The organism is Streptomyces nigrescens (genome assembly GCF_027626975.1).
In the GTDB taxonomy this organism is placed as follows: domain Bacteria; phylum Actinomycetota; class Actinomycetes; order Streptomycetales; family Streptomycetaceae; genus Streptomyces; species Streptomyces nigrescens.
Map to the genome: position 1 here is coordinate 8,430,819 of NZ_CP114203.1, position 25,461 is coordinate 8,456,279.

Sequence of the window (25,461 nt, forward strand, 5' to 3'; positions counted from 1 at the left end):
TGGCGGGTGTCAGCCGGTGAGGACGCGGGCGCGGCAGTCGGCCGGGCTGCCCCAGGCGTCCCGGAGTGGGCGGGCCTTGCGGATCCACAGTGAGAGGTCCAGTTCCTCCGTGTATCCGAGGGCGCCGTGCAGTTGGAGTGCCGTGCGTGCCGCGCCATGGCCGGCCTCGCCCGCCGCGACCTTCGCCGCCGCCACCTCCCGGCCCGCCGAGGGGGCTCCCGCGGCCACCGCCAGGGCCGCCGCATGCACCAGCGGCTGGGCGAACTCCAGCGCGATGAGGGTGTCCGCCAGCCGGTGCTTGACCGCCTGGAACGAGCCGATGGGCACCCGGAACTGGGTGCGCTGCTTGACGTAGGACACCGTCGCCGCCAGCAGGGCGCGGCCGAGGCCGAGGGACTGCGCGGCGGTGGCCAGCCGTGCGACCTCGATGGCGTGCGCGGCGGCCGCGGTCACCGCGGGGCCCCGGGCCACCACCGTGCCGCCGAGCGGGCGGGCCACCCGCCGGGCCGGATCGAGGGTGGTCTGCACCGGCCCGTGGGTGTCCGTACGGCACACCGTGTCGCCCCGCACGACGAGGACGGCGTCGGCGGCGTCCGCGTCCAGGGCGTATGGGCCCGCCCCGGCGCACAGGCTGAGGACGGCCTCGCCCGCGGCGATCCGCGGCAGCCACTCCCCGGCCAGGCTGTCCGAGCCCAGACGCTCCAGGAACGCGGCCGCCGCCACCGTCTCCACCAGCGGCCCCGGCACGGCATGCCGTCCCAACTCCGTGAAGGAAAGCGCCAGTTCGACCGGCAGTAGCCCCGCCCCGCCGTGCCGTTCCGGAACGGCGAGCCCGAACACTCCCGCCTCCGCGAGCCGTGCCCACAGTGCCCGGCCGGGCTTGTGCTCCCCGGCCGCCCAGGCCCGCACCACGGCCGGTGTGCCGGACGCCCCCAGCATGCCGTCCAGCGCCCGCGCGAAATCCCGCTGCTCATCGGTCAGGAGGAACCGCATCACCGGCGTCCCTTCGGCAGGCCGAGCAGCCGCTCGGCGATGATGTCGCGCTGGATCTCGTTGGTGCCGGCATAGATCGGCCCGGCGAGCGAGAAGGTGTAGCCCTCGGCCCAACTCCCGTGCGCGGGCGCCTCGTCGGCGTCATCGGCGAGCATCCCGTACGGGCCGAGCAGGTCCAGGGCGGTCTCGTGCAGGGCGATGTCCAGCTCGGACCAGAAGACCTTGTTGAGGCTCGACTCGGCGCCGAGGCCCCCCGCATCGCCGGCGACGATCCGCGAGGCATGGGCATAGGTGAAGAGCTGATAGGCGCGGGCGCCGATCCACGCATCGGCCACCCGGTCGCCGAGGGCCGGACCGGCTCCCTCGGGAGCCTCGCGCCACAGTGCGGTCAGCCGCTCGGCTGCCGCGGTGAAGCGGCCCGGACTGCGCAGCGTCAGCCCGCGTTCCTTGCCGGCGGTGCTCATCGCGATCCGCCAGCCCTGCCCCGGCTCGCCGATGACCTCCGCGTCGGGCACGAAGACCTCATCGAGGAAGAGTTCGGCGAAGGCGGGCTTGCCGTCGAGGCGGCCGATGGGGCGTACCGTCACACCCGGTGCGTCCAGCGGGAACATCAGATAGGTGAGCCCCTGGTGCGGCCGGGTGGCGTCCGGGTCGCTGCGGAACAGTCCGAAGGCGCGGTCGGCGAACGCGGCCCGGGACGACCAGGTCTTCTGCCCGCTCAGCAGCCAGCCGCCGTCGGTCCGTACGGCGGCCGAGCGCAGCGACGCCAGGTCCGACCCCGACTCCGGCTCCGACCAGGCCTGCGCCCAGATGACCTCACCGCGCGCCATGGGGCCGAGCACGCGGGCGCGTTGCTCCTCGGTGCCGTGCTCGAAGAGGGTCGGGGCGAGCAGCCTGATGCCGTTCTGGCTGACCCGCCCGGGGGCGCCCGCGGCGTAGTACTCCTCCTCGAAGACCAGCCACTGCAGGAGCGAGGCGCCCCGGCCGCCGTACTCCTCGGGCCAGGAGACGACCGACCAGCGGTCCGCGGCGAGCCAGTGCTCCCACTCCCGGTGGGCGGCGAATCCTTCCGCGGTCTCCAGCGACGGCAGCGGGGTGGCGGGTACATGACCGGCGAGCCAGGCGCGGGCCTCGGCCCGGAACTCCTCGTCCGCGGCGGTGAATTCGAGGTCCATCAGGCGCCCGCCTCCCGGAGGCGGGGGAGGTGCCCGTCGCGCGGGGGCGTCTCGTCGTGGGCAGCGGGCATCGCCATCACCCTCCTTCTCTAACAAGTGTTTGGTAGGTTAACGTAGCGCCCGGAGCAGCGTCGAGGCCCCACCACAGGCGAGCACCTTCGCTGTTCCGCGACCGGATCGCCCGGACCCGGACCGGCCTGGAGACCATTCGCTGGAGGCTCGCGTATGACACCGCCCCCTTATGTGCCCGGCCACCATCTGCTCGACGGCCGGACCGCCGTCATCACCGCGGCCGCCGGATCCGGCATCGGCGGTGCCACCGCCCGGCGGTTCCTGGAGGAGGGCGCCCGCATCGTCATCGGTGACGCCCATGCGCGCCGTCTGAAGGAGAGCGCCGAGGCGCTCACCGCGGAGTTCGGCGCCGGCACAGTGGCTTCCCTGCCCTGCGATGTCACCGACGAAGACCAGGTCAACGCCCTGCTGGAGCTGGCGGAAGAGCGCCATGGGCGGCTCGACATCGTGGTCAACAACGCCGGGCTCGGTGGCACCGCCGATCTCGTCGAAATGACGGACGCGCAGTGGGGCAGGGTTTTGGACGTGACGCTGAACGGGACCTTCCGCTGCACCCGGGCCGCGCTGCGCCGGATGAAGGCCACCGGCAGCGGCGGAGTGATCGTCAACAATGCCTCCGTCGTCGGCTGGCGCGCCCAGCGGGGGCAGGCCCACTACGCCGCGGCCAAGGCCGGGGTGATGGCGCTGACCCGCTGCGCCGCCATGGAGGCCGCCGAGTACGGGGTCCGCGTCAACGCGGTCTCGCCCAGCCTCGCCCTGCATCCGCATCTGGTGAAGGTGACCACCCCCGAGCTGCTCGCGGAGCTCACCGAGCGGGAGGCGTTCGGCCGCTACGCCGAGCCCTGGGAGGTCGCCAATGTCATCGTCTTCCTGGCCGGCGACTACGCCTCGTACATGACCGGCGAAACGGTGTCCGTCAGCTCCCAGCACGCGTGAGCCGCAGCTGCCCGGCACCGGCCGCGGCGCACCGTAGGGGGCCGCCCGCATCCGCCGACGGCATCGCCTTGCGGAACCGACCGGCACCTCCGCAGAATCTGACCAGGGAGACCACCATGTCCGAGGCCTACATCGTTGACGCGGTCCGCACCCCGGTCGGCAAGAAGGGCGGCGGTCTGTCCGCCGTCCACCCCGCCGACCTGGGCGCCCATGTACTGACGGCGCTGATGGCACGCACGGGAGCCGACCCGGCCGCCGTCGAGGACGTCGTCTTCGGCTGTCTGGACACGGTGGGGCCACAGGCCGGGGACATCGCCCGGACGTGCTGGCTGGCCGCCGGACTGCCCGAGGAGGTACCCGGCGTCACCATCGACCGCCAGTGCGGCTCCTCCCAGCAGGCAGTCCACTTCGCGGCCCAGGGCGTGCTCTCCGGCACCCAGGACCTGGTGGTCGCGGGCGGCGTACAGAACATGTCGCAGATCCCGATCGCCTTCGCCAGCCGCCAGGCCGCCGCCCCGCTGGGCCTGACCGACGGCCCGTTCGCCGGTTCCGAGGGCTGGCGGGCCCGCTACGGCACGGCGCCCGTCAACCAGTTCCACGGTGCCGAACTGATCGCAGCCAAGTGGCACCTCTCCCGCGAGGACATGGAGGAGTTCGCGCTCCGTTCGCACCGGCGGGCCGTCCGCGCCATCGACGAGGGCCGCTTCGACCGCGAACTCGTCCCCTACGGGGAGGTCACCACCGACGAGGGACCACGGCGCACCACCTCACTGGAGAAGATGGCCGCCCTGCCGCCGGTCGTCGAGGGCGGCCGGCTGACCGCGGCGGTCTCCTCGCAGGTCTCCGACGGTGCGGCCGCCATGCTCCTGGCCTCGGAGCGGGCGGTGGCCGAGCACGGTCTCACCCCGCGCGCCCGGATCCACCATCTGTCGGTGCGCGGCGAGGACCCGATCCGGATGCTGTCCGCACCGATCCCGGCGACGGCGTACGCGCTGAAGAAGGCGGGCATGTCGATGGGCGACATCGACCTGGTCGAGATCAATGAGGCGTTCGCGCCCGTGGTGCTGGCCTGGCTGAAGGAGACCGGCGCCGATCCGGAGCGGGTCAATGTCAACGGCGGCGCCATCGCCCTCGGCCACCCGCTCGGCGCGACCGGCGTCCGGCTGATGACGACACTGCTGCACGAACTGGAGCGCACCGGCGGCCGGTTCGGGCTGCAGACCATGTGCGAGGGCGGCGGCCAGGCCAATGTCACGATCATTGAGCGTCTCTGACGGTCCCGCGGAACGAGGGCCCCAGCCACCCTGCCGCGGTCTGGCCGGAAGCTCCGGCCGGGCCCGGCGGCAGGGGGCCGCTCAGCGCGGCGGGTCCGGCGGCAGCGCGGCCAGCGTCGCGCGCGCCTCGGCCATGATCCGGTCGACGAGCTCCGCGCACGACGGCAGATCCTCGATCACCCCGGCGACCTGGCCGGAGGCCATCACCCCGAGATCGGTACGCCCCTCGACCATCGACGCCTTCAGCAGCATGGGCGTGTTGGCGGCGAGCAGGACCTGGCTCCAGGAGAGGTCCTTGCCGTGTCTCATCGCCAGGCCGTCACGCACCATCTGAGCCCAGCTCAGACCGGACAGCTTCCTGAACGACGCGGCATGGCGCACCGCCCGGAGCAGCGCGGTGCCGCGCCCGGACCGCTCCAGCGTCTCGACCAGCTCGCTGCGCAGCATCCGGTGCGGCAGACCGTCCACCTTCGTGGTGACGGTGATGTCCTTGACGGCCGCCGCCAGATAGCGGGCCTGGACGGCGGGCGGCACGGTGCTGTCGGACGTCAGCAGGAAACGGGTGCCCATCGCGACGCCCGCCGCACCGTAGGCCAGCGCCGCGACCAGACCGCGGCCGTCGAAGAAACCGCCCGCGGCGATCACCGGGATGTCGACCGCGTCCACGACCTGTGGGAGCAGCACGGTCGTGGCGACGCTCCCGGTGTGCCCGCCGCCCTCCCCGCCCTGCACGACGACCGCGTCCGCGCCCCAGGCCGCCACCTTCTCGGCATGACGGCGGGCCCCCACGGACGGGATGACGACGACCCCCGCGTCCTTGAGCCGGGCGATCAGCTCACGGGAGGGGGCCAGGGCGAACGAGGCGACCCGTACGCCCTCCGCCACGACGAGGCGCACCCGCTCCGCCGCATCCCCCGCGTCCGCGCGCAGATTCACCCCGAACGGCGCGTCCGTACGGGACTTGACCTCGTGGACCGCCGCCCGCAGCTGCTCGACCGTCATGGTCGCCGAGGCGAGGATGCCCAGGGCGCCCGCGTTGGCCGCGGCCGAGACCAGCCGGGGCCCGGCCACCCACCCCATACCGGTCTGCACCAGGGGATGGCGCACCCCGACGAGCCTGGTCAGCGGGGTCTCGATCCCGGTCGTGGCCGTCATGCCGGCGGCACCTCGCGGTCGCGCAGCCCGTCCGGGTCGATGACCGCGCGGATCAGCCGCAGTTCCGTGGCGGTGGGCTCCCGGGTGTACGGCACCTCGTCGGGCAGGGCGAGCGGGAAGCCGGTGGCCGCCTGGACCTCCCCGGCCGTCACACCGGGATGGACGGAGGCGAGCCGCATGGCCCGGTCCGGGGTCGCGAAGTCGAGGACGCCGAGGTTGGTGACCACACGCGGAATGCGGTGGTAGCGGGTCGCGGACGGGCCGGCGGCGGCCGCGCTGTCGTACCCGACCCCGCTGATCATGTCGACCTTCTCGACGAAGACCCGCCGCGAATGCTTCGGCACCCAGTAACTCACCGGATTGTTGAGGGTGTTGACGGGCGCGCCGCGTACCCCGAGGAGCTGGCGGGCCGGCTGCTGCCAGTCGCCGATGCAGGAGATGTTCTGGTTGCCGAAGCGGTCGAGCTGGCTCGCGCCCATCATCACATGGCGTCTGCCGCCGGTGACCATGGTGAGGTGCCGGCGGTACGGAAGCCAGCCCTCGGCCGTCCCGTCGAGGCCCACGAGCATCGCCTCGCCGTCGGTGAGCAGCAGATCGGGCGAGAAGGTGCGCTTGGCGAGCCGGGCCCCGATCGACGGGATCAGGCCCATCGGACTGGCGAGCACCTCGCCGTTGTCACGCCAGGCGTCGGCGCAGGCGATCACGCAGTACTCGGCGCGGGTCGTGGTGGTGGTCCGGCTCACGTCTGCTCCTCGTGCCAGGTCTGGACCGCGGACTGGTAGGTCTTCTCGCCCCCGGACAGGAACCGCTCGGCGAACTCCGGCCAGGGCGTGGTGGCATACAGCTTCTGGAAGGCCTCGTCACGGCCGTAGTCCGGGACACAAGAGGTGAAGTGCGCGCCGTGGGGAGCCTCGACGACCCCGGTGACCGAGTGCCGGTTCACCAGCAGGGTCTGCGGGACGGCGGTGGCGAAGTCGTCCACGAGCCGCTCACAGGACAGATACGCCTGGTCCGCCGCCTCGCAGAACAGATCGTCGAAGTACGGGTCGGGGCCCAGGTACTGGCCGTTGCCGAGGCGGTCGGCACGGTTCAGATGGACCAGGGCGGCGTCCATGCGCAGGGCCGGCACCGCGACGAGGGTCTCGCCGTCCTCGTACGGTGAGGTGACCGTCCGCAGACCGGGGTTGACACGCAGGACGTCGGAGCCGAGACCGGCCCGTACGGGGAGGAACGGCAGCCGGTTGGCGGCGGCGTGCAGGCCCCACATGAACATCGCCTCGTCGATCTCCATCAGCTCGAACGCACCGCGCTGACGTGCCGCGCGGAAGTGCGGTTCGAGGGGGATCGAGTCCAGGGTCGCGAACGCCGCGACCAGTTTGCGGATCCGGCCCGCGGCGGCGAGCAGACCGACATCGGGCCCGCCGTACGAGACCACGGTGAGATCGGTGACGTCGGAGCGGAGCAGCGCACGCACCAGCGCCATCGGCTTACGGCGTGACCCCCAGCCGCCGATGCCGAGGGTCATCCCGCTGTGCAGCCGGGAGACGACTTCCTCGGGTGTCATGGTCTTGTCGGTCATGGCTCAGCCCTCCTTGGCCGGTGCGCCGTGGGGTGTGCCGAAGGTGTCGCGGACGCGGTCGGCGACCCCGCTGAGGTTCGCCTCGAAGGTGAAGCCCTGCTCGAAGCGGTAACTGCGCCGGACGTCGACGGGGTCGATGCCGTTGAGAGCGGCCTTGGCGAGACGGAGGAGACTGCCGTCCTTCTGCGCGATCTCCCGGGCCAAGTCCCGTGCGGCAGCGGCCAGTTCCGCGCGCGGGACGACCTTCCAGACCGAGCCGTGCGCATGCAGTTCGGCGGCGGTGGCGGTGCGCGAGGTGTAGTAGAGCGCGCGCATCAGATGCTGGGGGACCAGCCGGGCCAGATGGGTGGCCGCGCCGAGCGCGCCGCGGTCCAGCTCCGGCAGCCCGAAGGTGGCGTCGTCGCTCGCCACGATGGCATCCGCGTTGCCGACGAGACCGATGCCGCCGCCCAGACAGAAGCCGTGCACCGCCGCGACCACGGGCACCTCGCAGGCATAGACCGCCGAAAAGGCCTCGGCGCAGCCGTGGTTGGCGCCGATGAGGACGTCATGACCGCCTGTCGCGGTGTCCCGCTGCATCTCCTTGATGTCGACGCCCGCGTTGAAGCCGCGGCCCGCGGCGGTGAGGACGACACAGCGGACGCCGGGGTCGTGGCCGGCCGCGCGCACGGCGTCGGCGAGGTCGTACCAGCCCTGTACGGGAAGGGCGTTGACCGGAGGGAAGTCGACGGTGATGACGGCGATGCCCTTGTCCGGCGTGGAGGTGGAGACACCCATGAGGCGATCAGCTACCTTTCCACCAAGCGTTTGTTAGGTAGCGAAGCTAGCAGCGGATCGCGCGCTGCGGGAGGGGTGCCGAATGAGCCTGACCCTCGATCTGACCGGACGGGTGGCCGTCATCACCGGCGGCACCCGGGGCGTCGGCGCCGGTATCGCCCGCGCGTTCCTGCAGGCCGGTGCGGAGGTCGTGGTCTGCGCCCGCCGGCCGCCGGACGCCCCCGTCACCGCGGCCGGGCGCACGGCGCACTTCCACCCCCTCGACCTGCGCGACCCGGCCGCCGTCCGGGCCTTCTTCCCGCAGGTCGCGGCGGCGCACGGCCGGCTGGACTGCCTGGTCAACAACGCCGGAGGAACCCCGTACCGGCTGCTCGGACAGACCTCCGCCGAACGGCACGCCCGGGTCGTCGAACTCAACCTCCTCGCGCCGATGACCGCCTCGCTCGCCGCGTACGAGGTGCTGCGCGAGCGGCCGGCCGGCGGTTCGGTCATCATGATCGGCAGCGTCAGCGGCACCCGTCCCTCGCCCGGCACCGCCGCCTACGGCGCGGCCAAGGCGGGCCTGGACCATCTGGCCCGCTCCATGGCCGTCGAATGGGCTCCCCGGGTCCGGGTCAACACCCTCGTGCTCGGCATGGTGCGCACCGAACTCGCCGGCCTGCACTACGGAGACGAGGCGGGCATCGCCGCCGTCGGCGCCACCGTCCCGCTCGGCCGGCTCGCCGAACCCGCCGAGATCGGCGACGCCTGCGTTTTCCTCGCCTCCGACCGTGCCGCGTATCTGACCGGCGCGAGCCTGCTCGTCCACGGTGGTGGTGAGCGCCCCGCCTTCCTCGACGCCGCCACCGTCAACCACCCCGGCGCGCCCGAAGCCCCCGAGGAGATCCGCCATGACGGAACAGGAGACCTGAGATGACCGGTACCGGAATCTGCACGGGACGCGTCGCCGTCGTCACCGGAGCGGGCCGCGGCCTGGGCCGCGCCCATGCCCTGGCGCTCGCCGCGGAAGGGGCGCAGGTGGTGGTGAACGACCTCGGGGTGGCGCCCGACGGAGCCGGCGCTTCGGCCGGACCGGCCCAGCAGGTCGTCGACGAGATCCGGGCTCGCGGCGGCCGGGCCGTCGCCCACACCGGCGACATCACCACCACCGACGGCGCCGCCTCCCTCGTCACCACCGCCCTGGAGACCTTCGGCCGCCTCGACGCTCTCGTCAACAACGCCGGGTTCCTGCGCGACCGGATGCTCGTCAACCTCGACGAGGACGACTGGGACGCCGTCATCCGGGTCCATCTCAAGGGCCACTTCCTGCCGTTGCGGCACGCCGCCGCGCACTGGCGCGCCGAGACCAAGGCCGGCCGTACGCCCGACGCCCGGATCATCAACACCGGTTCGGGCGCCGGGCTGCTCGGCAGCGTCGGCCAGGGCAACTACGCCGCCGCCAAGGCCGGCATCATCGGCCTCACCCTCGTCGCCGCCGCCGAAATGGCCCGCTACGGCGTACAGATCAACGCCATCGCACCGGCCGCCCGGACCCGGATGACGGAGCGGACCTTCGCCGCGACGATGGCGGCGCCCGCCGACGGGGAGTTCGACGCGATGGCGCCGGAGAATGTCTCCCCGCTGGTGGTCTGGCTGGCGTCCGCGGGCAGTGCCGGGGTCACCGGCCGGGTCTTCGAGGCCGAGGCGGGCCGGATCACCGTGATGGAGGGCTGGCGCCCCGGCCCCACCGCGGACAAGAAGAGCCGCTGGACACCCGCCGAGGCGGGCGAGACCGCCCGCACGCTGCTGGCCGCCGCCGAGGCACCGCGGCCGGTGTACGGCGCACGGTGACGCCCCGGCCCGGCGCGAACTGCCGCCGGGCGACGGCCGGACCACCATGCGCCGGACCACCCCGAGCCGGCCCACCCCTGCGCAGGGTGCTGCCACCGCCCCTGCGCCCCACCTCGACCTCCGTCAGCCGGTGTCCTCCACCGCAACGCGCCGGGTCAGCAGTCGTGGCCGGCAGATGGCGAACAGCCCGAAGGCGCCGAGGAAGGCCAGGACGGAAGTGCCGCGCAGGACCGTCTCGATGGCGGGCCCGTCGGAGGCCGCGGTCGTCGGGGAGCCGCTGATGGTCTCCAGCACCGTCGCCGCGATCGTCACGCTCACCGCACCGAACAGCACCAGCGACGTCAACACGAGCCCCGACGCCGCGCCCGTCCGCTCCGCGGGAACATGCGCCTGGGTCGCCACATTCGTCAGCGCCCACCCCAGCCCGATGCCCACCCCGCAGACGACGAAGACCACCGCGTACCAGCCCAAGGGCCGCACCCAGGTCAGCGCCAGCAACCCGGCGCCGCTGGTGAGCATGCCGCAGGCCATCAGCAACTCGGCACGCCAGCGCAGCGCCAGCTGCCCGGCCCAGTAGCTCGCCGCTCCGACGCCGCAGGAGAGCGCCAGGAAGATCACCCCGGCGTGAAACGGCGACAGGCCCCGCGCCTGCTGAAGATAGAGGGCCGCGAGCACCGCGATCAGGCAATAGACGACATTCGACAGCGAACCCGCAAGGGTGATCACATCGAACTTCACATTGCGGAAGAGCGACAGCTCGATCAACGGCTCCGGCGCCCGCCGCTCGACCGCCACGAACAGCACGAGGAAGGCGACCCCCAGCACGAGGGTGATCAGCGTGGGTGCGGAGGCCCACCCCCAGCCCTGCCCCTGGTCGACGGCGAGCATCAGACAGGCCAGACCGAGGGCAACGGCCGCAGCGCCGGGCAGGTCGAGATGGCGGGTCGCGTGCTCGTCGCGGCTCTCGGGGACGAACCGCAGCACCAGCAGCACGGCGGCCAGGCACACCGGCACATTCAGCAGGAACACCGCACGCCAGCTGACGTGTTCGGCGAAGACGCCACCGACGAACGGCCCGAGCGCGGTACCGACGGAACTGAACGCGAGCACCGTACCGACCGCGGGCCCCTGCCGTTCGTCCCGGAAGTAACTGGTCACCACCGCCACGGACACAGGGAAGATCAGCGCCGCACCGACCCCCTGCACGACGCGCGCGCCCACGAGCCAGGGGGCGCTCTGCGCGGCGCTGCAGACCACGGACATGACGGCGAACACGACCAGTCCGACCACGATGACCCGGCGTCGCCCGTGCACATCGGCGGTCCGGCCACCGACGATCATCAAGGCGCCGATGGCCAGCATGTATCCGCTGACCAGCCACTGCAGGTCGGTTGAGGAGGTCCCGAAGTCCCTGGCGATGACCGGCAGCATCAGATCGAGCGCGAACCAGTCCATCTGCACGATGAGCATGGACAGCGCGGCAGCGGCGATCACCGCCCGGTCCCGGTGCGAGAAGGAGCCGCCCGCATCGGCCGTTTCGACCTGAGGTGCCACGCGAGGGCGCACGCGCACTCCTAAGCGTTTCGAGCGTTTCGGGGGACGTGCCGAGAGGTGCCGGCAGGTGTCTGCGGCTGCGTCGTGGCCGGTCGCGCCGTTCCCCGCGCCCCTCTCAGGGGCACAAGCCGGCCGGCTGGCCGTGAATCCGTCACCCACCGGTCCGCGCAGCCGTCCTGCTCCAAGGATAGAAGTCGGCGTCCGGGGCCGCACGGCGGCGGAACCGCAACTCACCGGCCTTGGGTGTCAGCCCTCTGACGGCCCCAGCCCCGCGAGTCCCGCGGCGCGCGCGAGCAGCTCGACCAGCATGTCGAAGGTGAGCCGGCCGGTGAACGTATTGCGCTGGCTGGGGTGGTAGCTCCCGAGCACCTGTAGTTCCTGCCGCTGCCCGGTGGCGGGCAGAGTCAGCCGGACCCCGTGACCGAACGCGGGGCGGGGCCGGGGGAGCGGCCATCCCGTCTCGCCGAGCACGGGCAGCAGCGCCTGCCAGCCGAAGGCGCCCAGTACCACGACCGCACGCAGGCTCGGGCCGAGGAGTGCCAGCTCGGCCGACAGCCACGGACGGCAGGTGCGGCGCTCGGCGGGCGTCGGCCGGTTCTCCGGCGGAGCGCAGTGCACCGGCGCGGTGACCCGTACCCCGTACAGCTCCAGTCCGTCGCCCCGGTGCGTCGCGGTGGGCTGAGAGGCGAGCCCGACCGCGTGCAGCGCGGCGAACAGGAAGTCACCGGACGCGTCCCCGGTGAACATCCGGCCGGTGCGATTGCCGCCGTGGGCGGCGGGCGCCAGCCCGACGAGGGCCAGCGCCGCGTCCGGCGGCCCGAACCCCGGGACGGGGCGCGCCCAGTACTCCTGGTCCCGGAACGCCGCGCGCGGATGCGCGGCGGTCTCCTCACGCCACTCCACCAGCCGGGGACAGGCCCGGCAGCGGACCAGCTCTGCGTCCAGCTCCGCAAGGCCGCCACACCGTGCCGCCTGATAGACGGGAAAACCACTCTCGCCACTGCCCGGCGGCGATGGCGCCGCCCCGGTTTCCTCCATCCCTCCACGCTAAGGCCGGGGCGCCATTCCCCGCGCCGGGCGCGCGTCACGACCACTGGCGGGACGTGCGCCAGTCCACTTCTTCAGGGGTGTCTGCCGGCTGTGCACCGAGCACCGTTCCGCTGGTGACGACATTCAGGTAGAACGCGAGGGAATAGGGGGTCAACTGCCACTCCTGGAACACATAAAGGGAGCCAACTCGACTGGCCGTGGACATTTCCCTTCCCCCGGCCCCGGCAGAGTGCGTGACGGCGATGGTCCGGGCCGCTCCCACCAGGCAGTTGGCGCAACGTGACATTGTACGCTGGCACTCCGCGCCAACTCGGAGGACCACGATGGGTGAACTCAAGCATCGCAGCCTGATCACGGCGCAGGAGCGACTCCGCGATCAGGTCGCCCATCAGCTGCGCGCGGCCCTGATCGCGGGGGAACTCCGCCCGGGATCGGTCTACTCGGCCCCGGGCCTCGCCGCGGACTTCGGGGTCTCCGCCACCCCGGTGCGCGAGGCGATGCTCGACCTGGCCCGGGAGGGGCTGGTCGAACCGGTCCGCAACAAGGGCTTCCGGATCACCGAGGTGAGCGAGCGCGACCTCGACCAGTACACCGAGATCCGGGCCCTGATCGAGGTGCCGGTCGTCGGCCAGGTCACCCGCACCGCCGACCGGGCCCAGCTGGAGGCCCTCCGCCCGGCCGCGCTGGAGATCGTCGCGGCGGCCCGGGCGCATGACCTCATCGGCTATCTGGAGGCCGACCGCCGCTTCCACCTCGAACTGCTCGGCCTCAGCGGCAATGACCGCCTCGTCGAGACCGTCGGCGAGCTGCGCAAGCGCTCCCGTCTCTATGGCCTCACCCGTCTCGATGAGCGCAACCAGTTGCTGCCCTCCGCCGAGGAGCATGTGGAACTGCTCGACGTGATGCTGACGGGCGACGCCGAGGCGGCTGAGTCCTGTATGGCTCGCCACCTCGGCCATGTCCGCTCACTGTGGGCCGAAGGCCGGGACGAGCCGCTGTTTCCGCGGCCCCGGCGCGGAGCGGCCATGCGCCGGTCCTGAGGGGCCGCTGGCTCACGCCCCTCCGGCGAGGAGGCCGTCCATCCACTCCTCCACGCCGTCGGCGGTGCGGGGCAGCGCCGAGGACATCAGCCGTGCCCCGTCCGCCGTGATCACCAGATCGTCCTCGATACGGATACCGATACCGCGCAGTTCCCGCGGCAGGGTCTCGTCATCGGGCTGGAGGTAGAGCCCCGGTTCGACCGTGAGCACCTGGCCCTCCGTCAGGACGCCGTCCAGATACTGCTCGGCGCGGGCCCGGCCGCAGTCATGTACATCGAGCCCGAGCATATGTCCCGAACTGCACAGCGTGTAACGCCGGTACAGGCCGCTGTCGGGGGCGAGTGCCTCGGTCGCGGGGACGGGCAGCACGCCCCAGTCGGCCAGGCCCTCGGCCAGGACGCCCGAACAGGCCCGGTGGAAGTCGCGGAAGCTCGCACCCGGCTTGAGGGCGGCGATGCCCGCGTCCTGCGCGGCGAGCACCAGCTCGTACACCCGGCGCTGGACGGGGGAGAAGCGTCCGGACAGTGGCAGGGTCCGGGTGAGGTCCGCGGTGTACAGCGAGTCGGTCTCCACGCCGGCGTCGAGCAGCAGCAACTGGTCCGGGTCGAGCGGGCCGTCGTTGCGGATCCAGTGGAGTACGCAGGCGTGGGCGCCGGCCGCGGCGATGGTCTCGTACCCCGTGCCGTTGCCCTCGGCGCGGGCGCGCAGCTGGAAGACCCCCTCGATCCAGCGTTCCCCGCGTGGGTGGCGCAGCGCGGTGGGGAGGGACCGTACGACATCCTCGAAACCGGTGACGGTGTGATCGACGGCCTGCTGCAGCTGCCCGACTTCCCAGGGGTCCTTCACCAGCCGCAACTCGCTGAGTGTGCAGGCGAGTTCGGGATCGCGGGAGGCGTCCCGGCCGGCCTCGTGGCGCACCAGGTCGTCCAGGTGGGCACAGCGGATGCCGGTGAGCCGCCCGGCCTCGGCCAGATCGGGGCGGCGGCCCACCCAGAACTCGCCGTATTTGCGGTCCCGGTAGAACTCCCCGCCACCGTCCCGCGGTGAGCGCGGCCGTAGGTACAGCACCGCCTCGCCGTCCGGCTCCAGCACCAGCACATGTCCCGGCTGGTCCTCGCCCGTCAGGCCGGTCAGCCAGGCATAGGCACTGTGCGGACGGAAGCGGTGATCGCAGTCGTGGGAGCGGACCGTCAACTCGCCTGCGGGGACGAGCAGTCGTTCGCCGGGGAAGCGGGCGGCGAGCCGGTCCCGGCGGCCGGCGAAGAGCGCGAAGCCGGGGACGCGGGAGTCGTCGGGGAGCGGGGTGGCGGCCCAATGGCCGGTCATGAAGTCGGCGAGGGCGTCCGACACCGGCAGGTCATGGCTCCCGGTGTGGAGCGGTGCGGTGCGCGAGGTCATGTCGACGCCTCCGGGAAAGAAGGGTTCTGAAGCCTTGTCAGTGCAATTTCACATTACTATGTTATAGGTCACACCTCGTGGAGTGAAGGCCAATCCCCCTCACACCCCCCTCATCAACCCCCCACCCCCTCCTGGAGGTTCAGGTGTCACATCCGCGTACGCCGCGCAGGCTTCTGCTGGCCGCGACCCTCGTCACCACCCTTGCCACCCCCCTCGCCCTGCCGGCCGTCCAGGCGGCCCACGCAGCGCCCCACACGTCGGCCACTCCCGCGCAGCGGGCCGGGGCGCAGCAGCCCGGTCACCGGGCCGCGGCTCCCACCACCAACCCCTTCGACCAGGTCCAACGCCTCGCCAGGGCACCGAAGTTCACCCCGGCGTCGGCGCCGGCCCCCCGCTCCGTCACCGAGCGGGGCCGGATACCGGGCCCGCAGACCAGACCCTCCACCGCGCCGAACCACCCCAGACCCACCGTCGCCCCCTGCACCCTCGACGGCATCACGGGGCTGAGTCCCGAGCAGTTCGCCGACTTCCTCGCCGACCCGGCCGTCACCGCGGACGACTGTCTGCGCAAGCTCGTCTGGACATGGGACGCCCGGCTCGTCCCCGTCATGTCCGACGCCCATGTCCAGGCTGTGGCCCGTCGCATCACCGCTCTGGCCGCCGCCCACGACGGCAAGAACACCAGCCATCTGTACGAGATGTTCACGTACCTGCACGCGGTGGCATACCAGGACTTCTCGCACGATGAGATCGACATCACCGACGGCCCCACCGTCGATGCCATCCGCCGTGCCGTCGACGCCTTCGGCACCGCGGCCCGCACCTTCGACGTCACCCGGGCCAACGCCGACACCCTGCGCGAGGCCATGTACGCCGCCAGCGCCCCCGGGCTGCGCCAGCATCAACTCGGCCTGATCCGCAAGGTCCTGGCGACCATGGACGCGTCCCACACCGCCACCCACAAGGACACGTCATGGGGGAACGCCGCCCTCGCCGCGCTCTCCGTCAACTACCTGGGCGTCTACCCCGGCAACAAGGACACCGCCTTCCAGGCCGCGGTCACCGCCGACTCCAACTACCGCGCCGCCTTCAAGGCCTTCGTGGGATACACCCACCTCAAGGGCACGCCCAACGCCTGGGTCATCCGCGACGCCCTCCTGGAGTACGGCCGCTTCGGTGAGATCGCCGCCCTCAAGCAGGGCATCATCACCGACCTCGGCGCCCTGCTGACAACCACCGTGCGGAACTACGGTGAGGGCAGCGAGCCCTGGGCCAAGGTCGCCACCTGGCTCAACTACTTCGAGGCCTGTGCACCGTACGGGGTGTGCAAGGCGGACATCGAGAAGCGGATCTTCCCGCACACCTACTCCTACGACAAGGGCGCCATCAAGGTCCGCACCGCCCTCAGCCGCGCCACCGTCGACCAGCTCTACTACGCGTCCAAGCAGGTCAGGGCGCAGTTCCACCGGGTGGTCGGCACCGTCGAGCCGCTCGCCGGCGACCCCAACACCACCCTGAACATCGTCCTGTACGCCTCGCGCGCCGACTACGAGAACTACCACCCGCTGCTCACCGGCATGGGCACCAACAACGGCGGCGTCTACATCGAGCGCGGCGCCACCTTCTACACCTACCAGCGCCGCGTCCCCCAGGACTCCACCCTCACCCTCGAAGAACTCTTCCGGCACGAGTACGTCCACTACCTCAACGGCCGCTTCGCCGTCCCCGGCTTCTTCGGCGAAGGCCCCTGGTACCAGGGCGACCGCACCACCGCCATGGACGAGGGCAGCGCGGAATTCTTCGACGGCTCGACCCGTGACAACGGGATCGCCGTACGCCGGTCCCTCGTCAAGGGCATCATCGCGGACACCGCAGGCGGCGGACCGCGCATGAGCGTCAACCAGCTGCTCCACGCGACCTACGACGGCGACGGCTTCCGCTTCTACAACTACGCCGGGACGTTCTTCGAGTTCCTGTGGCGCGACCACCCCGCGAAGCTCCAGGAGATGTACCGCCACCTGCGCGCCGACGACCCGGCCGCGTTCGACTCCTGGCGCAACCGGATGGGGTCCGACGCGGGGCTCCAGCAGCAGTACGACGCCTTCCTCGACGCCCAGATCGCCATCGTCGACGACCTGTTCGTACCGAACACGACGTTCGTCCCCAACGGCTCCCTGAAGCTGTCCACCCCCGCCGACGTCCAGAGCGCCATCACGGCCGCCACCGCCAGCAGGCCCACCTGCAAGGACGGCGGCGACCCGGGCTACGGCCGGTTCGTCTGCACCGGCCGGATCACCGCCAACCTCAGCAACTCCGGCAGCCCCGACCAGGTCTTCAAGGACATGGCCGAGACGGTCGACTACTTCCTCCTCGACCGTGCCAAGCCCGCGGCGAACAACTTCGCCGATATGAACTGCTCCTTCGGCCCCACCGAGATCTGGTCCACGGGCAAGGCCGGTACCTCGGACTTCAGCTGCGAGGGGCCGCTGCGGCGGTGACGGACCCGTCACATCCAGTGGTGCACGGCCCGTCGTCCGGCAGACGGGCCGTGTCCGGCGGGGCGTCGAGGATGTCGAACGTGCCGGTGAGGCCGACGGCGTCCAGAATGCGCAGGAAACGGGGGTCGGTGATCACCAGGGACAGCCGGCCGCCGTGTGCGCGGGTGCGGCGGCGGGCGCGGCACAGGACCCCGATACCGCCGCAGTCGAGGAAGTCCACCTGTCTCAGGTCGAGGACCGTGTGCGGACGGTTCCCGGCCGTCACGGGATCGAGGCGGCTGTTCGTGCGCGCCGCGCTGGGGAAGTCCAGCTCTCCGGAGAGCTGAACGACGGTCGGCGCGCCCATGGGGCGCCCGCGCCGAGGGGTCGTCGCCTGCCACCGCATGGGTCTCACCTGTCCGCACGATTCCGGCCTCCGGGCCGCTGTCACCATCAAAGGTGGCGGGCGCGCCGGGCAGGAGGGCCGTGCGGGCCATGCACGATAGGGCCCTTCGGCCCCCTCATTCCCCGGGAAGGTCCAGCCGCCGGGACGTACCGGGGGCTAGGGCGAACGAGCGGTCGCGCAGATTCACTCGTACCACGGCGTTCTCGGAGGCCGGGACGGCGATCCGGACCTGCTCGGCACGGATGCGCAGATCGATGTCCCAGTGGCGCCGGTAGCGGATGCGCACCCCGAACTTCGACAGCTCGCGCAGCGGTGCCGGATCGAGCCAGAGTGCCTGGTCGCGGGTTTCCAGACCGGTCATCCCGCGCTGGACGAAGTCCAGGGTGCCGGCCATCGCGCCCAGGTGGATGCCCTCCGCGGTGGTACCGCCCTGGACGTCCGCCACGTCCCCGGTCAGCGCCTCCTCACAGTACGTCCAGGCGTCGGGGCGGTGTACCCGGGCCAGGACCCAGGCGTGGACCAGGGCGCTGAGCGTCGAACCGTGGCTGGTGCGGTGCAGGTAGTAGTCGACGGTGGCGTGCCAGGTGTCCTCGTCGAGGGGGTAGCCGAGCCCGCGGAACACCGCGGCGAGCTCCGACGGTGAGAAGAGATAGCCCAGCATCAGGACATCTGCCTGCTTCGAGGCCTGGTAGTGGTTGACCGTGTCGCCCTCCGCCTCCAGGATCCGGTCCAGCCGGCGGATGTCGCCGTACCGCTGCCGGTATCCGTGCCAGTCGAGCTCGGCGAGGTCCCCGTACCCGGCGAACTGGCTGATCACCCCGCGGTGGTAGGGCACATGGAGCCGGTGCGCGATGTCGTCCCAGCGCTCGGGCTCCTCCGGGGAGAGCCGGAGCTGTTCGAAGAGCTGCCGCTGATGGGGCTCGGGCAGCGTGCGGCACAGATCGAGCGCGCGCATCAGCACCCAGGCCGCCGTGACATTGGTGTAGGCGTTGTCGTCCACCCCCGGTTCGGCGGCTCCCGGATAGCCGTCGTGGTACTCGTCGGGACCGACCACCCCACGGATGCGGTAGCGGCCGAGAGCGGGGTCCCAGTCCGCGGCCGCGGCCCAGAAGCGGGCGATCTCCAGCAGCATCTCCGCGCCCCTGGTGTGCAGGAACTCCGTGTCGCCGCTGGCCTGTCCGTACTGCCACACGTTGTAGGCGATCGCCGACCCGACGTGGTGCTGGAGCCGGGTGTGATCGGGCAGCCAGCGCCCGGAGCGCGGGTTGAGATGGAGCTGCTGGGTCTCCTCGCGGCCGTCGCCCGCGCTCTGCCACGGGTACATCGCCCCGGTGCGTCCCGCCTCCCGCGCCGCGTGGCAGGCGGCGGGCAGCCGCCGGTAGCGGTAGTCGAGCAGGGCCCGGGAGACCTGCGGGAGGTGCAGGTTCAGGAAAGGCAGGACGAACAGCTCGTCCCAGAAGACGTGCCCGCGGTACGCCTCGCCGTGCAGGCCCCGGGCCGGCACCCCGACGTCCAGCTCGGCGGTGTGGGGCGAGAGGGTCTGCAGCACATGGAAGAGGTGCAGCCGCAGGATGCGGCCCGACTCTCCCGGGACCTCCAGCTTGGCCTGCCGCCACAGGTTCTCCCAGGCGCGGCGGTGTGCCGCCCGCAGCTGCCGGAAGTGCGGGGCGAGGGCCACCGCGTCCACGGCCGTGTGCAGCGGGCTCTCGATCGCCGGGTCGCGGGAGGTGTACAGCGCCACCGTTTTGTCGACGACCGCGGGGGAGTCGGGGGTGAGCGGCAGTATCAGCGTGTGGAACGCCCGCAGTGCGGTCAGCTGCGGCCGCGGCACTCCGCCGTGGCCGCCGGGGACGCGGGTCCGGGCGGCCAGCGCGATCCGGATGTCCGAGTCGAGGGTGCGGCAGCTCAGCCACACCGTGTCCGGCTGCCCGGTGCCGGTCTCCCATCCCGTCAGATGCTGGTCCGCCAGACCCCGGTAGCGTGCGACGCCGGCATTGCGGACCGCACCGTCGATCCCGGCCTCCACCTCCACCGCGCCGGTCCACCCGTGGGACGCGAAACAGGTGCGCAGCGCCGCCAGATGAGGCTCGCCCATGTGCACCAGACGGCACTGCTCCACGGTCAGCCGCCGTCCGGCCTCGTCCTCGTAGACCGACCAGCGGGTCAGGGTGCCGTGCCGCAGGTCCAGCGTCTGCCGGTGCTCCGTCAGGTGCGCGTGGTCGGGGGAGAGCCAGGGGCCGGGGGCCGCGTCGGCGGGGCAGATCCGGTAGCGCAGCGGCAGCCAGTTGGGCAGGTTGACCATGTCCTCGTTCTCGACGGGGCGGCCCGCCACGGTGGACAGCAGCCGGTTGTAGCAGCCGGCGGCGTAGGTACCCGGATAGTGCGCGGGCCCGGAGAGCACCTCGCAGGCCGCGCCGCGGGTGGCGAAGTAGCCGTTGCCGAGGGTGCACAGGGTTTCGCGCAGTCGTTCCGTGTCCGGGTCGTACCCCTCGTACGACCAGGTCCAGGCGTGGGTCATCCGCCCTCCCCGGACCTCAGCAGCTCGCCCGGGTCGGTCACGACCACATCGGCGCCGCGGCGGCGCAGTGCGGTGGCGCTGTACGGGCCGGCCGTCCGGTCCACGCCCACCACCAGGCCGAATCCACCACGGCGTCCGGCCTCGACCCCGGCCAGGGCGTCCTCCACCACGGCGGCATCCCGGGGCGGGACACCGAGCCGCCGGGCCGCTTCCACGAAGAGCGCCGGGTCCGGTTTCCCGGGCAGCCGCAGCCGGTTCGCCTCGTTGCCGTCCACCACGGCCCCGAACAGCGGGTACACCTCGGCCGCGGACAGCAGCTCGGTCGCATGGCGCGATGCCGAGACGGCGGCACACGGCACCCCGTGGTGCCGCAGTGCGTGCAGCAGGCGCACGGTGCCGGGCCAGGTGGCGATGGGCCGGGCCCGCAGACTCTCGCTGAACAGCTCTTCCTTGCGGGCCGCGACGGCGCACACGGTGTCCGTGCCCGGCGCGTCGTCCGGCTCGCCGGGCGGCAGGTCGAGCCCCCGGGAGCGCAGGAAGGCGGCGGCCCCGTCCTGCCGGGCCCGGCCGTCGACATAGCGCAGATAGTCGTCCACCGGGTCGAAGGGGCGCTGCCCGCCCACGGCCGCGAGGCAGGCGTCGAAGGCGCCCTTCCAGGCCGCGGCGTGCACCGGGGCGGAGTCGGTGATGACCCCGTCGGTGTCGAAGATGACGGCCCGCAGGGAGTGCAGGCACGCTGCCAGGGACGGCGCGCCGGTCATGGTGACGGTTCCGTTCGTCGGTGTCCCTTCCATGGCACCACGGCTGCGGGCCGGGGGCGCGCCGCACGGACGACCGGGCACCCGCACCGGGCCGCGGCCCGGCGGCAGCACCCCGCTTCACGCCGCCTGCTGCCCCCACCGGGGGTCTTCCGCCGCCCACTCCCGTTCCCACTGCGCGTAGCGGTGGCGGTTGAGCAGGGCGCGGCCGGTGCGCTGGGCGCCGAGGAGCAGCAGCCCGGCCGAGGTGCCGGCCACGGTGCCGACCGCGATGCTCTCGCCCGTTGTCTGCCGGGGGCTGACGGGGTTGCGCACCAGCGCCCCGTGACGGTCGAGCCAGACGGTCGTACGGTCCCCGGCCCGCAGCCCCGGCGACACCGTCGTGACGCCCGTCTTGGCCGAGCCGTCGGCGGCCGTCCAGCGCACCGTCGCATGGACCCGGGTGCCGACGCCGCCGGAGACATCCACCCCGATCCGGGGCGGCGGGTTCTGGGTCAGTACGGCCGAAATGGTGTGCCGGCCCTGCCGTTCCTGAGTGGTGCCGGCGTCCACCGCCTGTGCGGCGGCCAGTCCGGCGGCCGGAGCGCCCAGCGCGATCAGCGCGGCGGTCACCAGCACCAGCCATGCCTCCGCCACATCCGAACGCCGTCGGAGCGGGCTGGGCCGCCACGGCCGGAGGAACTCGCTGCGAGCCATTTCGCACCCCCTGCGCCTGTGCACCCGACCGTCGCACGCGGGCGAAGCCGGCAGGAGGGGCCGAACGGCCCTCGCGGGGGGCCGGTCGGGGCCGGTCCCGCGCGGGCGGCGGCCCCGTTCGGCCCTGGTGTGCCCACCGGGGCAGGGCGACGATGAGAAGCACCGCCCGCACGGACGACGGAGAGCGTGGAGGACGTCATGGGCGACGTACGCGAGTTCTCACCGCAGCGGCCGATCCGTGTGTTCCTGCTCGACGACCATGAAGTGGTGCGCCGTGGTGTGCGGGACCTGCTCGACGCGGAACCCGATATCGAGGTGGTCGGCGACGCCGGCACCGCCGATCGCGCGCTGGCCCGCGGTCCGGCGCTCGGGCCGGATGTCGCCGTGCTCGATGTGCGGCTGCCCGACGGCGACGGGATCAGCGTCTGCCGGGAGTTGCGGTCGCGGCTGCCCCACCTCGCCTGTCTGATGCTCACCTCGTTCGACGACGACGATGCGCTGCTCGACGCGATCATGGCGGGCGCGGCGGGCTACGTCCTGAAGGAGATCAAGGGGTCCGATCTGGTCGCCGCCGTCCGCACGGTCGCCGCCGGTCGATCGATGCTGGACCCGGCGACCACCGCGCGGCTGATGCACAGCCTGCGGGGCGTGGACGCCGGCGCGGCGCCCGCGGCGGACGCGCTGTCCGGGCTGTCGCCGCGGGAGCGGGAGGTCCTCGGGCTGATCGGCGAAGGGTTGACGAACCGTCAGATCGGGCGCCGGCTCTACCTCTCCGAGAAGACGGTCAAGAACCACATCTCGCGTCTGCTGGCCAAACTCGGGGTGGAACGCCGTATCCAGGCGGCGGTCCTCGCCGCCCAGGGACCGCTGCCGTCCGCCGGCGACGCCGGACCGTACCGGTCCTGACCCCCGTCGAGCGGCTCAGGACGACGGGAGCGCTCAGGACGACGGGAGCGGCGCCTGCCACAGCAGGCGGGTGCCACCCTGCGCCGGAGTCTCCAGCGTCATCTCGCCGCCCACGCTCTCCGCCCGCTTGGCGAGATTGCTCAGCCCGCTCCGCCGGCCGTTGCGCGGCAGACCCACCCCGTTGTCCGTGATGCTCAGGCTCAGGGCGCCGCCGCCCACGGCCAGCGAGACCTCGACCGCGGTGGCGTGCGCATGGCGCGCGGCATTGCTCAGCGCCTCGCCCAGCACCGCCACCACATGTTCCGCGAGCTCGGCCGGCACATCGGTGTCGATGAGCCCCTGCATCCGGAGCGACGGGGTGAAGCCCAGGGCGCGGGCGGCCTGCTCCACCGCCGCGACGGTGCGGACCCGCAGCCCGTGGCTGGCCCGGCCCGAGGTATGGGTGCGGAGCCCGAAGATGGTGGACCTGATGATCTTGATCGTCTCGTCCAGGTCGTCCACCGCGCGCAGCAGCCGCTCGCTCGCCTCCGGATGGTCCACGAAACGGACCGCGCTCTGCAGCGTCATCCCCGTCGCGAAGAGCCGCTGGATCGCCAGATCGTGCAAGTCACGAGCGATCCGGTCGCGGTCCTGAAGGAGCGTGAGATGCTCGGCGGACCGGCGCTGATCGGCCAGTTCCATGGCGAGGGCCGCCTGACCCGCGAAGGTCAGCAGCGGCCCGGTCTCCAGCTCGGTGAACGGCGCCCGCTCCCGCACCCGCGCCACCAGCAGCACCCCACGAGGCCGGCCACCGGTGATCATCGGCACGGCGACCGCGGGCCCCAGCCCCATCCAGCGCGGCGGCCCCGTGGTGATCCGCGGGTCCCGCTCGACATCGGTGCTGATCAGCGGCTCCCGCAGATCGAGCGCCGCCCCCATGAACGATCCTTGCAGGGGCAAGAGCAGCCCGCGGTGCGCCTCGGCGTCGACCCCGGAGGCCAGCGCGACATGCAGCGCCGTGCCGTCCGGCTCGGGGACCGCGATCACCCCGAGGTCCGCGGTGAGAATCTCCCGCGCCTGGTCCACGATCAGCCCCAGGGCCGCCCTCTCGTCCGCCTCCGGCAGCAGCAGGCTGGCGACGATCGCACCGTTGGCCTCCTGCCACCGCTGCCGGTAGCGGGCCTCCTCGTACAGCCGCGCGTTCTCGATGGCGATGCCCGCCGCCACCGCGAGCGTCGAGAGCACGGTCTCGTCCTCGGCGTCGAAGGCGCCGCCGCCCCGCTTCTCGGTGAGATAGAGATTCCCGAACACCTCGTCGCGGACCCGGATGGGCACCCCGAGGAAGGAGCGCATGGGCGGGTGGTGCGGTGGAAAGCCGTACGACGACGGGTGCCGGGACAGCTCCGGGAGCCGCAGCGGCCGGGGGTGACGGATCAGCTCACCCAGGATGCCGTGCCCTTCGGGCAGCCGGCCGATCTCCTCCTGTTGTTCCTCGGTGACCCCGACCGGCAGGAACTGGGAGAGCCGGGTGCCCTCGGAGACCACGCCCAGCGCCCCGTACTCGGCGTCCACGAGCACCACCGCCGCTTCCACGATGCGGCGCAGCACCTGCGGCAGATCCAGCCCCCGGCCCACCGACAGCACCGCCTCCAGCAGCAGATTCGCCGGGTCGCCGGGGCCCTGCCGCAGGGCGTCGAGGCGTTGTTGCAGCTCGTCCGGCAGCGCATCGAGCCTGCGCCGGGCGGTATCGCGCCGGCCGCTTCCGTGGTCGCCCACCATGGCCTCCGCTGGATGGCCCCTCGCGAGGGCGGGGCCGTACCTCCACGGTAGCCGCGGAGCCCTGCCGGGGCTTGTCCCGGCGGCGCGGGCCCGCCGCCGCGACAAAGAGGTCCGGGCGGCCCACGGCCCGGTGTCCGTCCGGACCTGCGCACCCCCCGGACACGGTGCGACGGTGGCAGTAGGGACATTCCGCGCCGATGCGAGGAAGGACGTGGGGGCGATGGAGCATCCGCTGGTCGTGGGGACCGATGGATCGGATTCCGCCTTCCGGGCGCTCGACTGGGCAGCGGACGAAGCGGCGCGCCACGGCCTTCCGCTGCGGGTCGTCTACGCCTCCCGATGGGAGCGTTACGAGGGCGCGGTGCCGGAGGAGGGCGGCGGACGCCCCAGCGAGCAGGTGCTCGCGGAGTCCGTTGTCGCATCCGCCGCGGAGGTCGCCCGCCGCCGGCAGGCGGACGTCAAGGTCTCGGGAGAGGTGCTCGCCAGCGACGCGATCACCGCCCTGCTGAACGAGGGACTCCATGCGACGGCGCTGATCCTGGGGTCACGGGGACGCGGCGAGATCGCCGGTCTGCTGCTGGGGTCGGTCAGCCTGGCGGTGGCGGCCCGCGCCCGGTGCCCGGTCATCGTGGTGCGTGGTGACTCGGCCGGACTGGCGGGCACGCATGAGCGCATCCTCCTCGGTGTCGCCGACCCGGCCAAGGAGACGACGGCCGTCCGCTTCGCCTTCCGTGAGGCCGAGGCCCGCCACTGCATGCTGGAGGCGGTCTGCGCCTGGCCCCTGCCGGTACGCGATGCGACCGAGGCCCCGCTGCTCGCCGCGGACGCCCGGCGCTACCACGAGAAGCAGGCCTCGGCGCTGCTGGACGAGGCGCTGGACGAGGTGTCCGGCGCGCATCCGGCGGTGCGGGTACGGCGGGTCACGGTCGAGGGGCCGGCCCACAAGGTCCTGGTGCACCGCACCGCCGCCGCGGATCTGCTGGTGACCGGAGCGCAGCACCGCCAGGGCCACTTCGGCCTCCAGCTCGGACGGGTGGCGCACACCGCGCTCTGCCATGCCACCTGCCCCGTGGCGGTGGTGCCGCATCATGACTGAAACGGCGCTGCCG

At 72.5% G+C, this 25,461-nt stretch carries 22 protein-coding genes; 8 read left to right on the plus strand and 14 right to left on the minus strand.

Annotated features, from left to right (window positions below; genetic code table 11):
* Positions 1-9: 9 nt before the first annotated feature.
* Both STRNI_RS37045 and STRNI_RS37050 read right to left on the minus strand, forming a co-directional pair.
* Positions 10-993, minus strand: coding sequence for an acyl-CoA dehydrogenase family protein (locus tag STRNI_RS37045; protein ID WP_277412799.1), 984 nt, complete (start codon positions 991-993; stop codon positions 10-12).
* Positions 993-2,168, minus strand: coding sequence for an acyl-CoA dehydrogenase family protein (locus tag STRNI_RS37050; RefSeq protein ID WP_277412800.1), 1,176 nt, complete (start codon positions 2,166-2,168; stop codon positions 993-995). The genes STRNI_RS37045 and STRNI_RS37050 overlap by 1 nt, the downstream gene beginning before the upstream one ends.
* 225 nt (positions 2,169-2,393) lie before the next feature.
* Between STRNI_RS37050 and STRNI_RS37055 the strand changes: the two genes are divergently transcribed.
* Positions 2,394-3,176: an SDR family oxidoreductase gene (locus tag STRNI_RS37055; RefSeq protein ID WP_159491140.1), complete on the plus strand. Its 783-nt coding sequence runs from the start codon at positions 2,394-2,396 to the stop codon at positions 3,174-3,176.
* Between the two features lie 116 nt (positions 3,177-3,292).
* Positions 3,293-4,450, plus strand: coding sequence for an acetyl-CoA C-acetyltransferase (locus tag STRNI_RS37060; RefSeq protein WP_093638270.1), 1,158 nt, complete (start codon positions 3,293-3,295; stop codon positions 4,448-4,450).
* 81 nt (positions 4,451-4,531) lie between these two features.
* Here the strand turns inward: STRNI_RS37060 and STRNI_RS37065 are convergent, their stop codons facing one another.
* The 4 genes from STRNI_RS37065 to STRNI_RS37080 are packed head-to-tail and all read right to left on the minus strand — an operon-like array spanning position 4,532 to position 7,961.
* Positions 4,532-5,587 carry an NAD(P)H-dependent flavin oxidoreductase gene (locus STRNI_RS37065; protein ID WP_381844786.1) on the minus strand — a complete coding sequence of 352 codons (1,056 nt, stop codon included), beginning with the start codon at positions 5,585-5,587 and terminating at the stop codon, positions 4,532-4,534.
* A 14-nt stretch (positions 5,588-5,601) separates the two neighbouring features.
* A complete protein-coding gene (locus STRNI_RS37070) occupies positions 5,602-6,348 on the minus strand; it encodes a CoA-transferase subunit beta (protein ID WP_266439624.1) in 747 nt (248 codons plus the stop codon).
* A complete protein-coding gene (locus STRNI_RS37075; RefSeq protein ID WP_159491146.1) occupies positions 6,345-7,184 on the minus strand; it encodes a CoA transferase subunit A in 840 nt (279 codons plus the stop codon). Before STRNI_RS37075 ends, STRNI_RS37070 begins: the two co-directional genes overlap by 4 nt.
* Before the next feature lie 3 nt (positions 7,185-7,187).
* A complete protein-coding gene (locus STRNI_RS37080) occupies positions 7,188-7,961 on the minus strand; it encodes an enoyl-CoA hydratase family protein (RefSeq protein ID WP_277412802.1) in 774 nt (257 codons plus the stop codon).
* 82 nt (positions 7,962-8,043) lie between these two features.
* On the opposite strand from STRNI_RS37080, the gene STRNI_RS37085 reads away from it, so the two are divergent.
* Both STRNI_RS37085 and STRNI_RS37090 read left to right on the plus strand, forming a co-directional pair.
* Positions 8,044-8,877 (plus strand): SDR family oxidoreductase, encoded by an 834-nt coding sequence (locus STRNI_RS37085; RefSeq protein ID WP_148589991.1) that lies wholly within the window; start codon positions 8,044-8,046, stop codon positions 8,875-8,877.
* Positions 8,874-9,791: an SDR family oxidoreductase gene (locus STRNI_RS37090; protein WP_266439629.1), complete on the plus strand. Its 918-nt coding sequence runs from the start codon at positions 8,874-8,876 to the stop codon at positions 9,789-9,791. Before STRNI_RS37085 ends, STRNI_RS37090 begins: the two co-directional genes overlap by 4 nt.
* 123 nt (positions 9,792-9,914) lie before the next feature.
* Here the strand turns inward: STRNI_RS37090 and STRNI_RS37095 are convergent, their stop codons facing one another.
* Positions 9,915-11,357 carry an MFS transporter gene (locus tag STRNI_RS37095; protein ID WP_277412803.1) on the minus strand — a complete coding sequence of 481 codons (1,443 nt, stop codon included), beginning with the start codon at positions 11,355-11,357 and terminating at the stop codon, positions 9,915-9,917.
* A 234-nt stretch (positions 11,358-11,591) separates the two neighbouring features.
* Positions 11,592-12,383 carry a uracil-DNA glycosylase gene (locus STRNI_RS37100; protein ID WP_274733511.1) on the minus strand — a complete coding sequence of 264 codons (792 nt, stop codon included), beginning with the start codon at positions 12,381-12,383 and terminating at the stop codon, positions 11,592-11,594.
* A gap of 335 nt (positions 12,384-12,718) precedes the next feature.
* On the opposite strand from STRNI_RS37100, the gene STRNI_RS37105 reads away from it, so the two are divergent.
* Positions 12,719-13,435, plus strand: coding sequence for a GntR family transcriptional regulator (locus STRNI_RS37105; RefSeq protein WP_148589994.1), 717 nt, complete (start codon positions 12,719-12,721; stop codon positions 13,433-13,435).
* Between the two features lie 12 nt (positions 13,436-13,447).
* Here STRNI_RS37105 and STRNI_RS37110 read toward each other — a convergent pair whose 3' ends face one another.
* The gene (locus tag STRNI_RS37110) at positions 13,448-14,833 is read right to left on the minus strand and encodes an aminopeptidase P family protein (protein ID WP_277412804.1); all 1,386 of its coding nucleotides are present in this window, start codon (positions 14,831-14,833) and stop codon (positions 13,448-13,450) included.
* Positions 14,834-14,976: 143 nt separating this feature from the next.
* On the opposite strand from STRNI_RS37110, the gene STRNI_RS37115 reads away from it, so the two are divergent.
* Entirely contained in the window at positions 14,977-17,331 is a 2,355-nt protein-coding gene (locus STRNI_RS37115) for a collagenase (protein WP_277412805.1), read from the plus strand.
* Here the strand turns inward: STRNI_RS37115 and STRNI_RS37120 are convergent.
* From STRNI_RS37120 to STRNI_RS37135, 4 genes are all read right to left on the minus strand, one after another.
* Positions 17,303-17,716, minus strand: a complete 414-nt coding sequence (locus STRNI_RS37120; protein WP_159491160.1) for an STAS domain-containing protein — start codon at positions 17,714-17,716, stop codon at positions 17,303-17,305. The two genes, STRNI_RS37115 and STRNI_RS37120, sit on opposite strands and share 29 nt — an antisense overlap.
* Positions 17,717-17,831: 115 nt before the next feature.
* Positions 17,832-20,234, minus strand: a complete 2,403-nt coding sequence (locus tag STRNI_RS37125; protein WP_262037814.1) for a glycoside hydrolase family 65 protein — start codon at positions 20,232-20,234, stop codon at positions 17,832-17,834.
* The gene (locus STRNI_RS37130; protein ID WP_093638228.1) at positions 20,231-20,995 is read right to left on the minus strand and encodes an HAD family hydrolase; all 765 of its coding nucleotides are present in this window, start codon (positions 20,993-20,995) and stop codon (positions 20,231-20,233) included. The genes STRNI_RS37125 and STRNI_RS37130 overlap by 4 nt, the downstream gene beginning before the upstream one ends.
* A gap of 117 nt (positions 20,996-21,112) precedes the next feature.
* Positions 21,113-21,688: an Rv1733c family protein gene (locus tag STRNI_RS37135; RefSeq protein ID WP_229838375.1), complete on the minus strand. Its 576-nt coding sequence runs from the start codon at positions 21,686-21,688 to the stop codon at positions 21,113-21,115.
* Between the two features lie 198 nt (positions 21,689-21,886).
* Between STRNI_RS37135 and STRNI_RS37140 the strand changes: the two genes are divergently transcribed.
* Complete coding sequence (locus STRNI_RS37140; protein WP_277412806.1) at positions 21,887-22,594, plus strand: response regulator; 708 nt, start codon at positions 21,887-21,889, stop codon at positions 22,592-22,594.
* A gap of 33 nt (positions 22,595-22,627) precedes the next feature.
* Here the strand turns inward: STRNI_RS37140 and STRNI_RS37145 are convergent, their stop codons facing one another.
* Positions 22,628-24,352 (minus strand): sensor histidine kinase, encoded by a 1,725-nt coding sequence (locus STRNI_RS37145; RefSeq protein ID WP_109887635.1) that lies wholly within the window; start codon positions 24,350-24,352, stop codon positions 22,628-22,630.
* Between the two features lie 220 nt (positions 24,353-24,572).
* On the opposite strand from STRNI_RS37145, the gene STRNI_RS37150 reads away from it, so the two are divergent.
* Positions 24,573-25,448 (plus strand): universal stress protein, encoded by an 876-nt coding sequence (locus tag STRNI_RS37150; RefSeq protein ID WP_148588969.1) that lies wholly within the window; start codon positions 24,573-24,575, stop codon positions 25,446-25,448.
* Positions 25,449-25,461: the final 13 nt, after the last annotated feature.

Excerpts from the sequence above, each read along its gene's own strand:
- STRNI_RS37045 (WP_277412799.1), bottom strand. The coding sequence starts at position 993 with ATGCGGTTCCTCCTGACCGATGAGCAGCGGGATTTCGCGCGGGCGCTG.
- STRNI_RS37050 (WP_277412800.1), bottom strand. The coding sequence starts at position 2,168 with ATGGACCTCGAATTCACCGCCGCGGACGAGGAGTTCCGGGCCGAGGCC.
- STRNI_RS37055 (WP_159491140.1), top strand. The coding sequence starts at position 2,394 with ATGACACCGCCCCCTTATGTGCCCGGCCACCATCTGCTCGACGGCCGG.
- STRNI_RS37060 (WP_093638270.1), top strand. The coding sequence starts at position 3,293 with ATGTCCGAGGCCTACATCGTTGACGCGGTCCGCACCCCGGTCGGCAAG.
- STRNI_RS37075 (WP_159491146.1), bottom strand. The coding sequence starts at position 7,184 with ATGACCGACAAGACCATGACACCCGAGGAAGTCGTCTCCCGGCTGCAC.
- STRNI_RS37080 (WP_277412802.1), bottom strand. The coding sequence starts at position 7,961 with ATGGGTGTCTCCACCTCCACGCCGGACAAGGGCATCGCCGTCATCACC.
- STRNI_RS37085 (WP_148589991.1), top strand. The coding sequence starts at position 8,044 with ATGAGCCTGACCCTCGATCTGACCGGACGGGTGGCCGTCATCACCGGC.
- STRNI_RS37090 (WP_266439629.1), top strand. The coding sequence starts at position 8,874 with ATGACCGGTACCGGAATCTGCACGGGACGCGTCGCCGTCGTCACCGGA.
- STRNI_RS37100 (WP_274733511.1), bottom strand. The coding sequence starts at position 12,383 with ATGGAGGAAACCGGGGCGGCGCCATCGCCGCCGGGCAGTGGCGAGAGT.
- STRNI_RS37105 (WP_148589994.1), top strand. The coding sequence starts at position 12,719 with ATGGGTGAACTCAAGCATCGCAGCCTGATCACGGCGCAGGAGCGACTC.
- STRNI_RS37110 (WP_277412804.1), bottom strand. The coding sequence starts at position 14,833 with ATGACCTCGCGCACCGCACCGCTCCACACCGGGAGCCATGACCTGCCG.
- STRNI_RS37120 (WP_159491160.1), bottom strand. The coding sequence starts at position 17,716 with ATGCGGTGGCAGGCGACGACCCCTCGGCGCGGGCGCCCCATGGGCGCG.
- STRNI_RS37125 (WP_262037814.1), bottom strand. The coding sequence starts at position 20,234 with ATGACCCACGCCTGGACCTGGTCGTACGAGGGGTACGACCCGGACACG.
- STRNI_RS37130 (WP_093638228.1), bottom strand. The coding sequence starts at position 20,995 with ATGACCGGCGCGCCGTCCCTGGCAGCGTGCCTGCACTCCCTGCGGGCC.
- STRNI_RS37135 (WP_229838375.1), bottom strand. The coding sequence starts at position 21,688 with ATGGCTCGCAGCGAGTTCCTCCGGCCGTGGCGGCCCAGCCCGCTCCGA.
- STRNI_RS37140 (WP_277412806.1), top strand. The coding sequence starts at position 21,887 with ATGGGCGACGTACGCGAGTTCTCACCGCAGCGGCCGATCCGTGTGTTC.
- STRNI_RS37145 (WP_109887635.1), bottom strand. The coding sequence starts at position 24,352 with ATGGTGGGCGACCACGGAAGCGGCCGGCGCGATACCGCCCGGCGCAGG.
- STRNI_RS37150 (WP_148588969.1), top strand. The coding sequence starts at position 24,573 with ATGGAGCATCCGCTGGTCGTGGGGACCGATGGATCGGATTCCGCCTTC.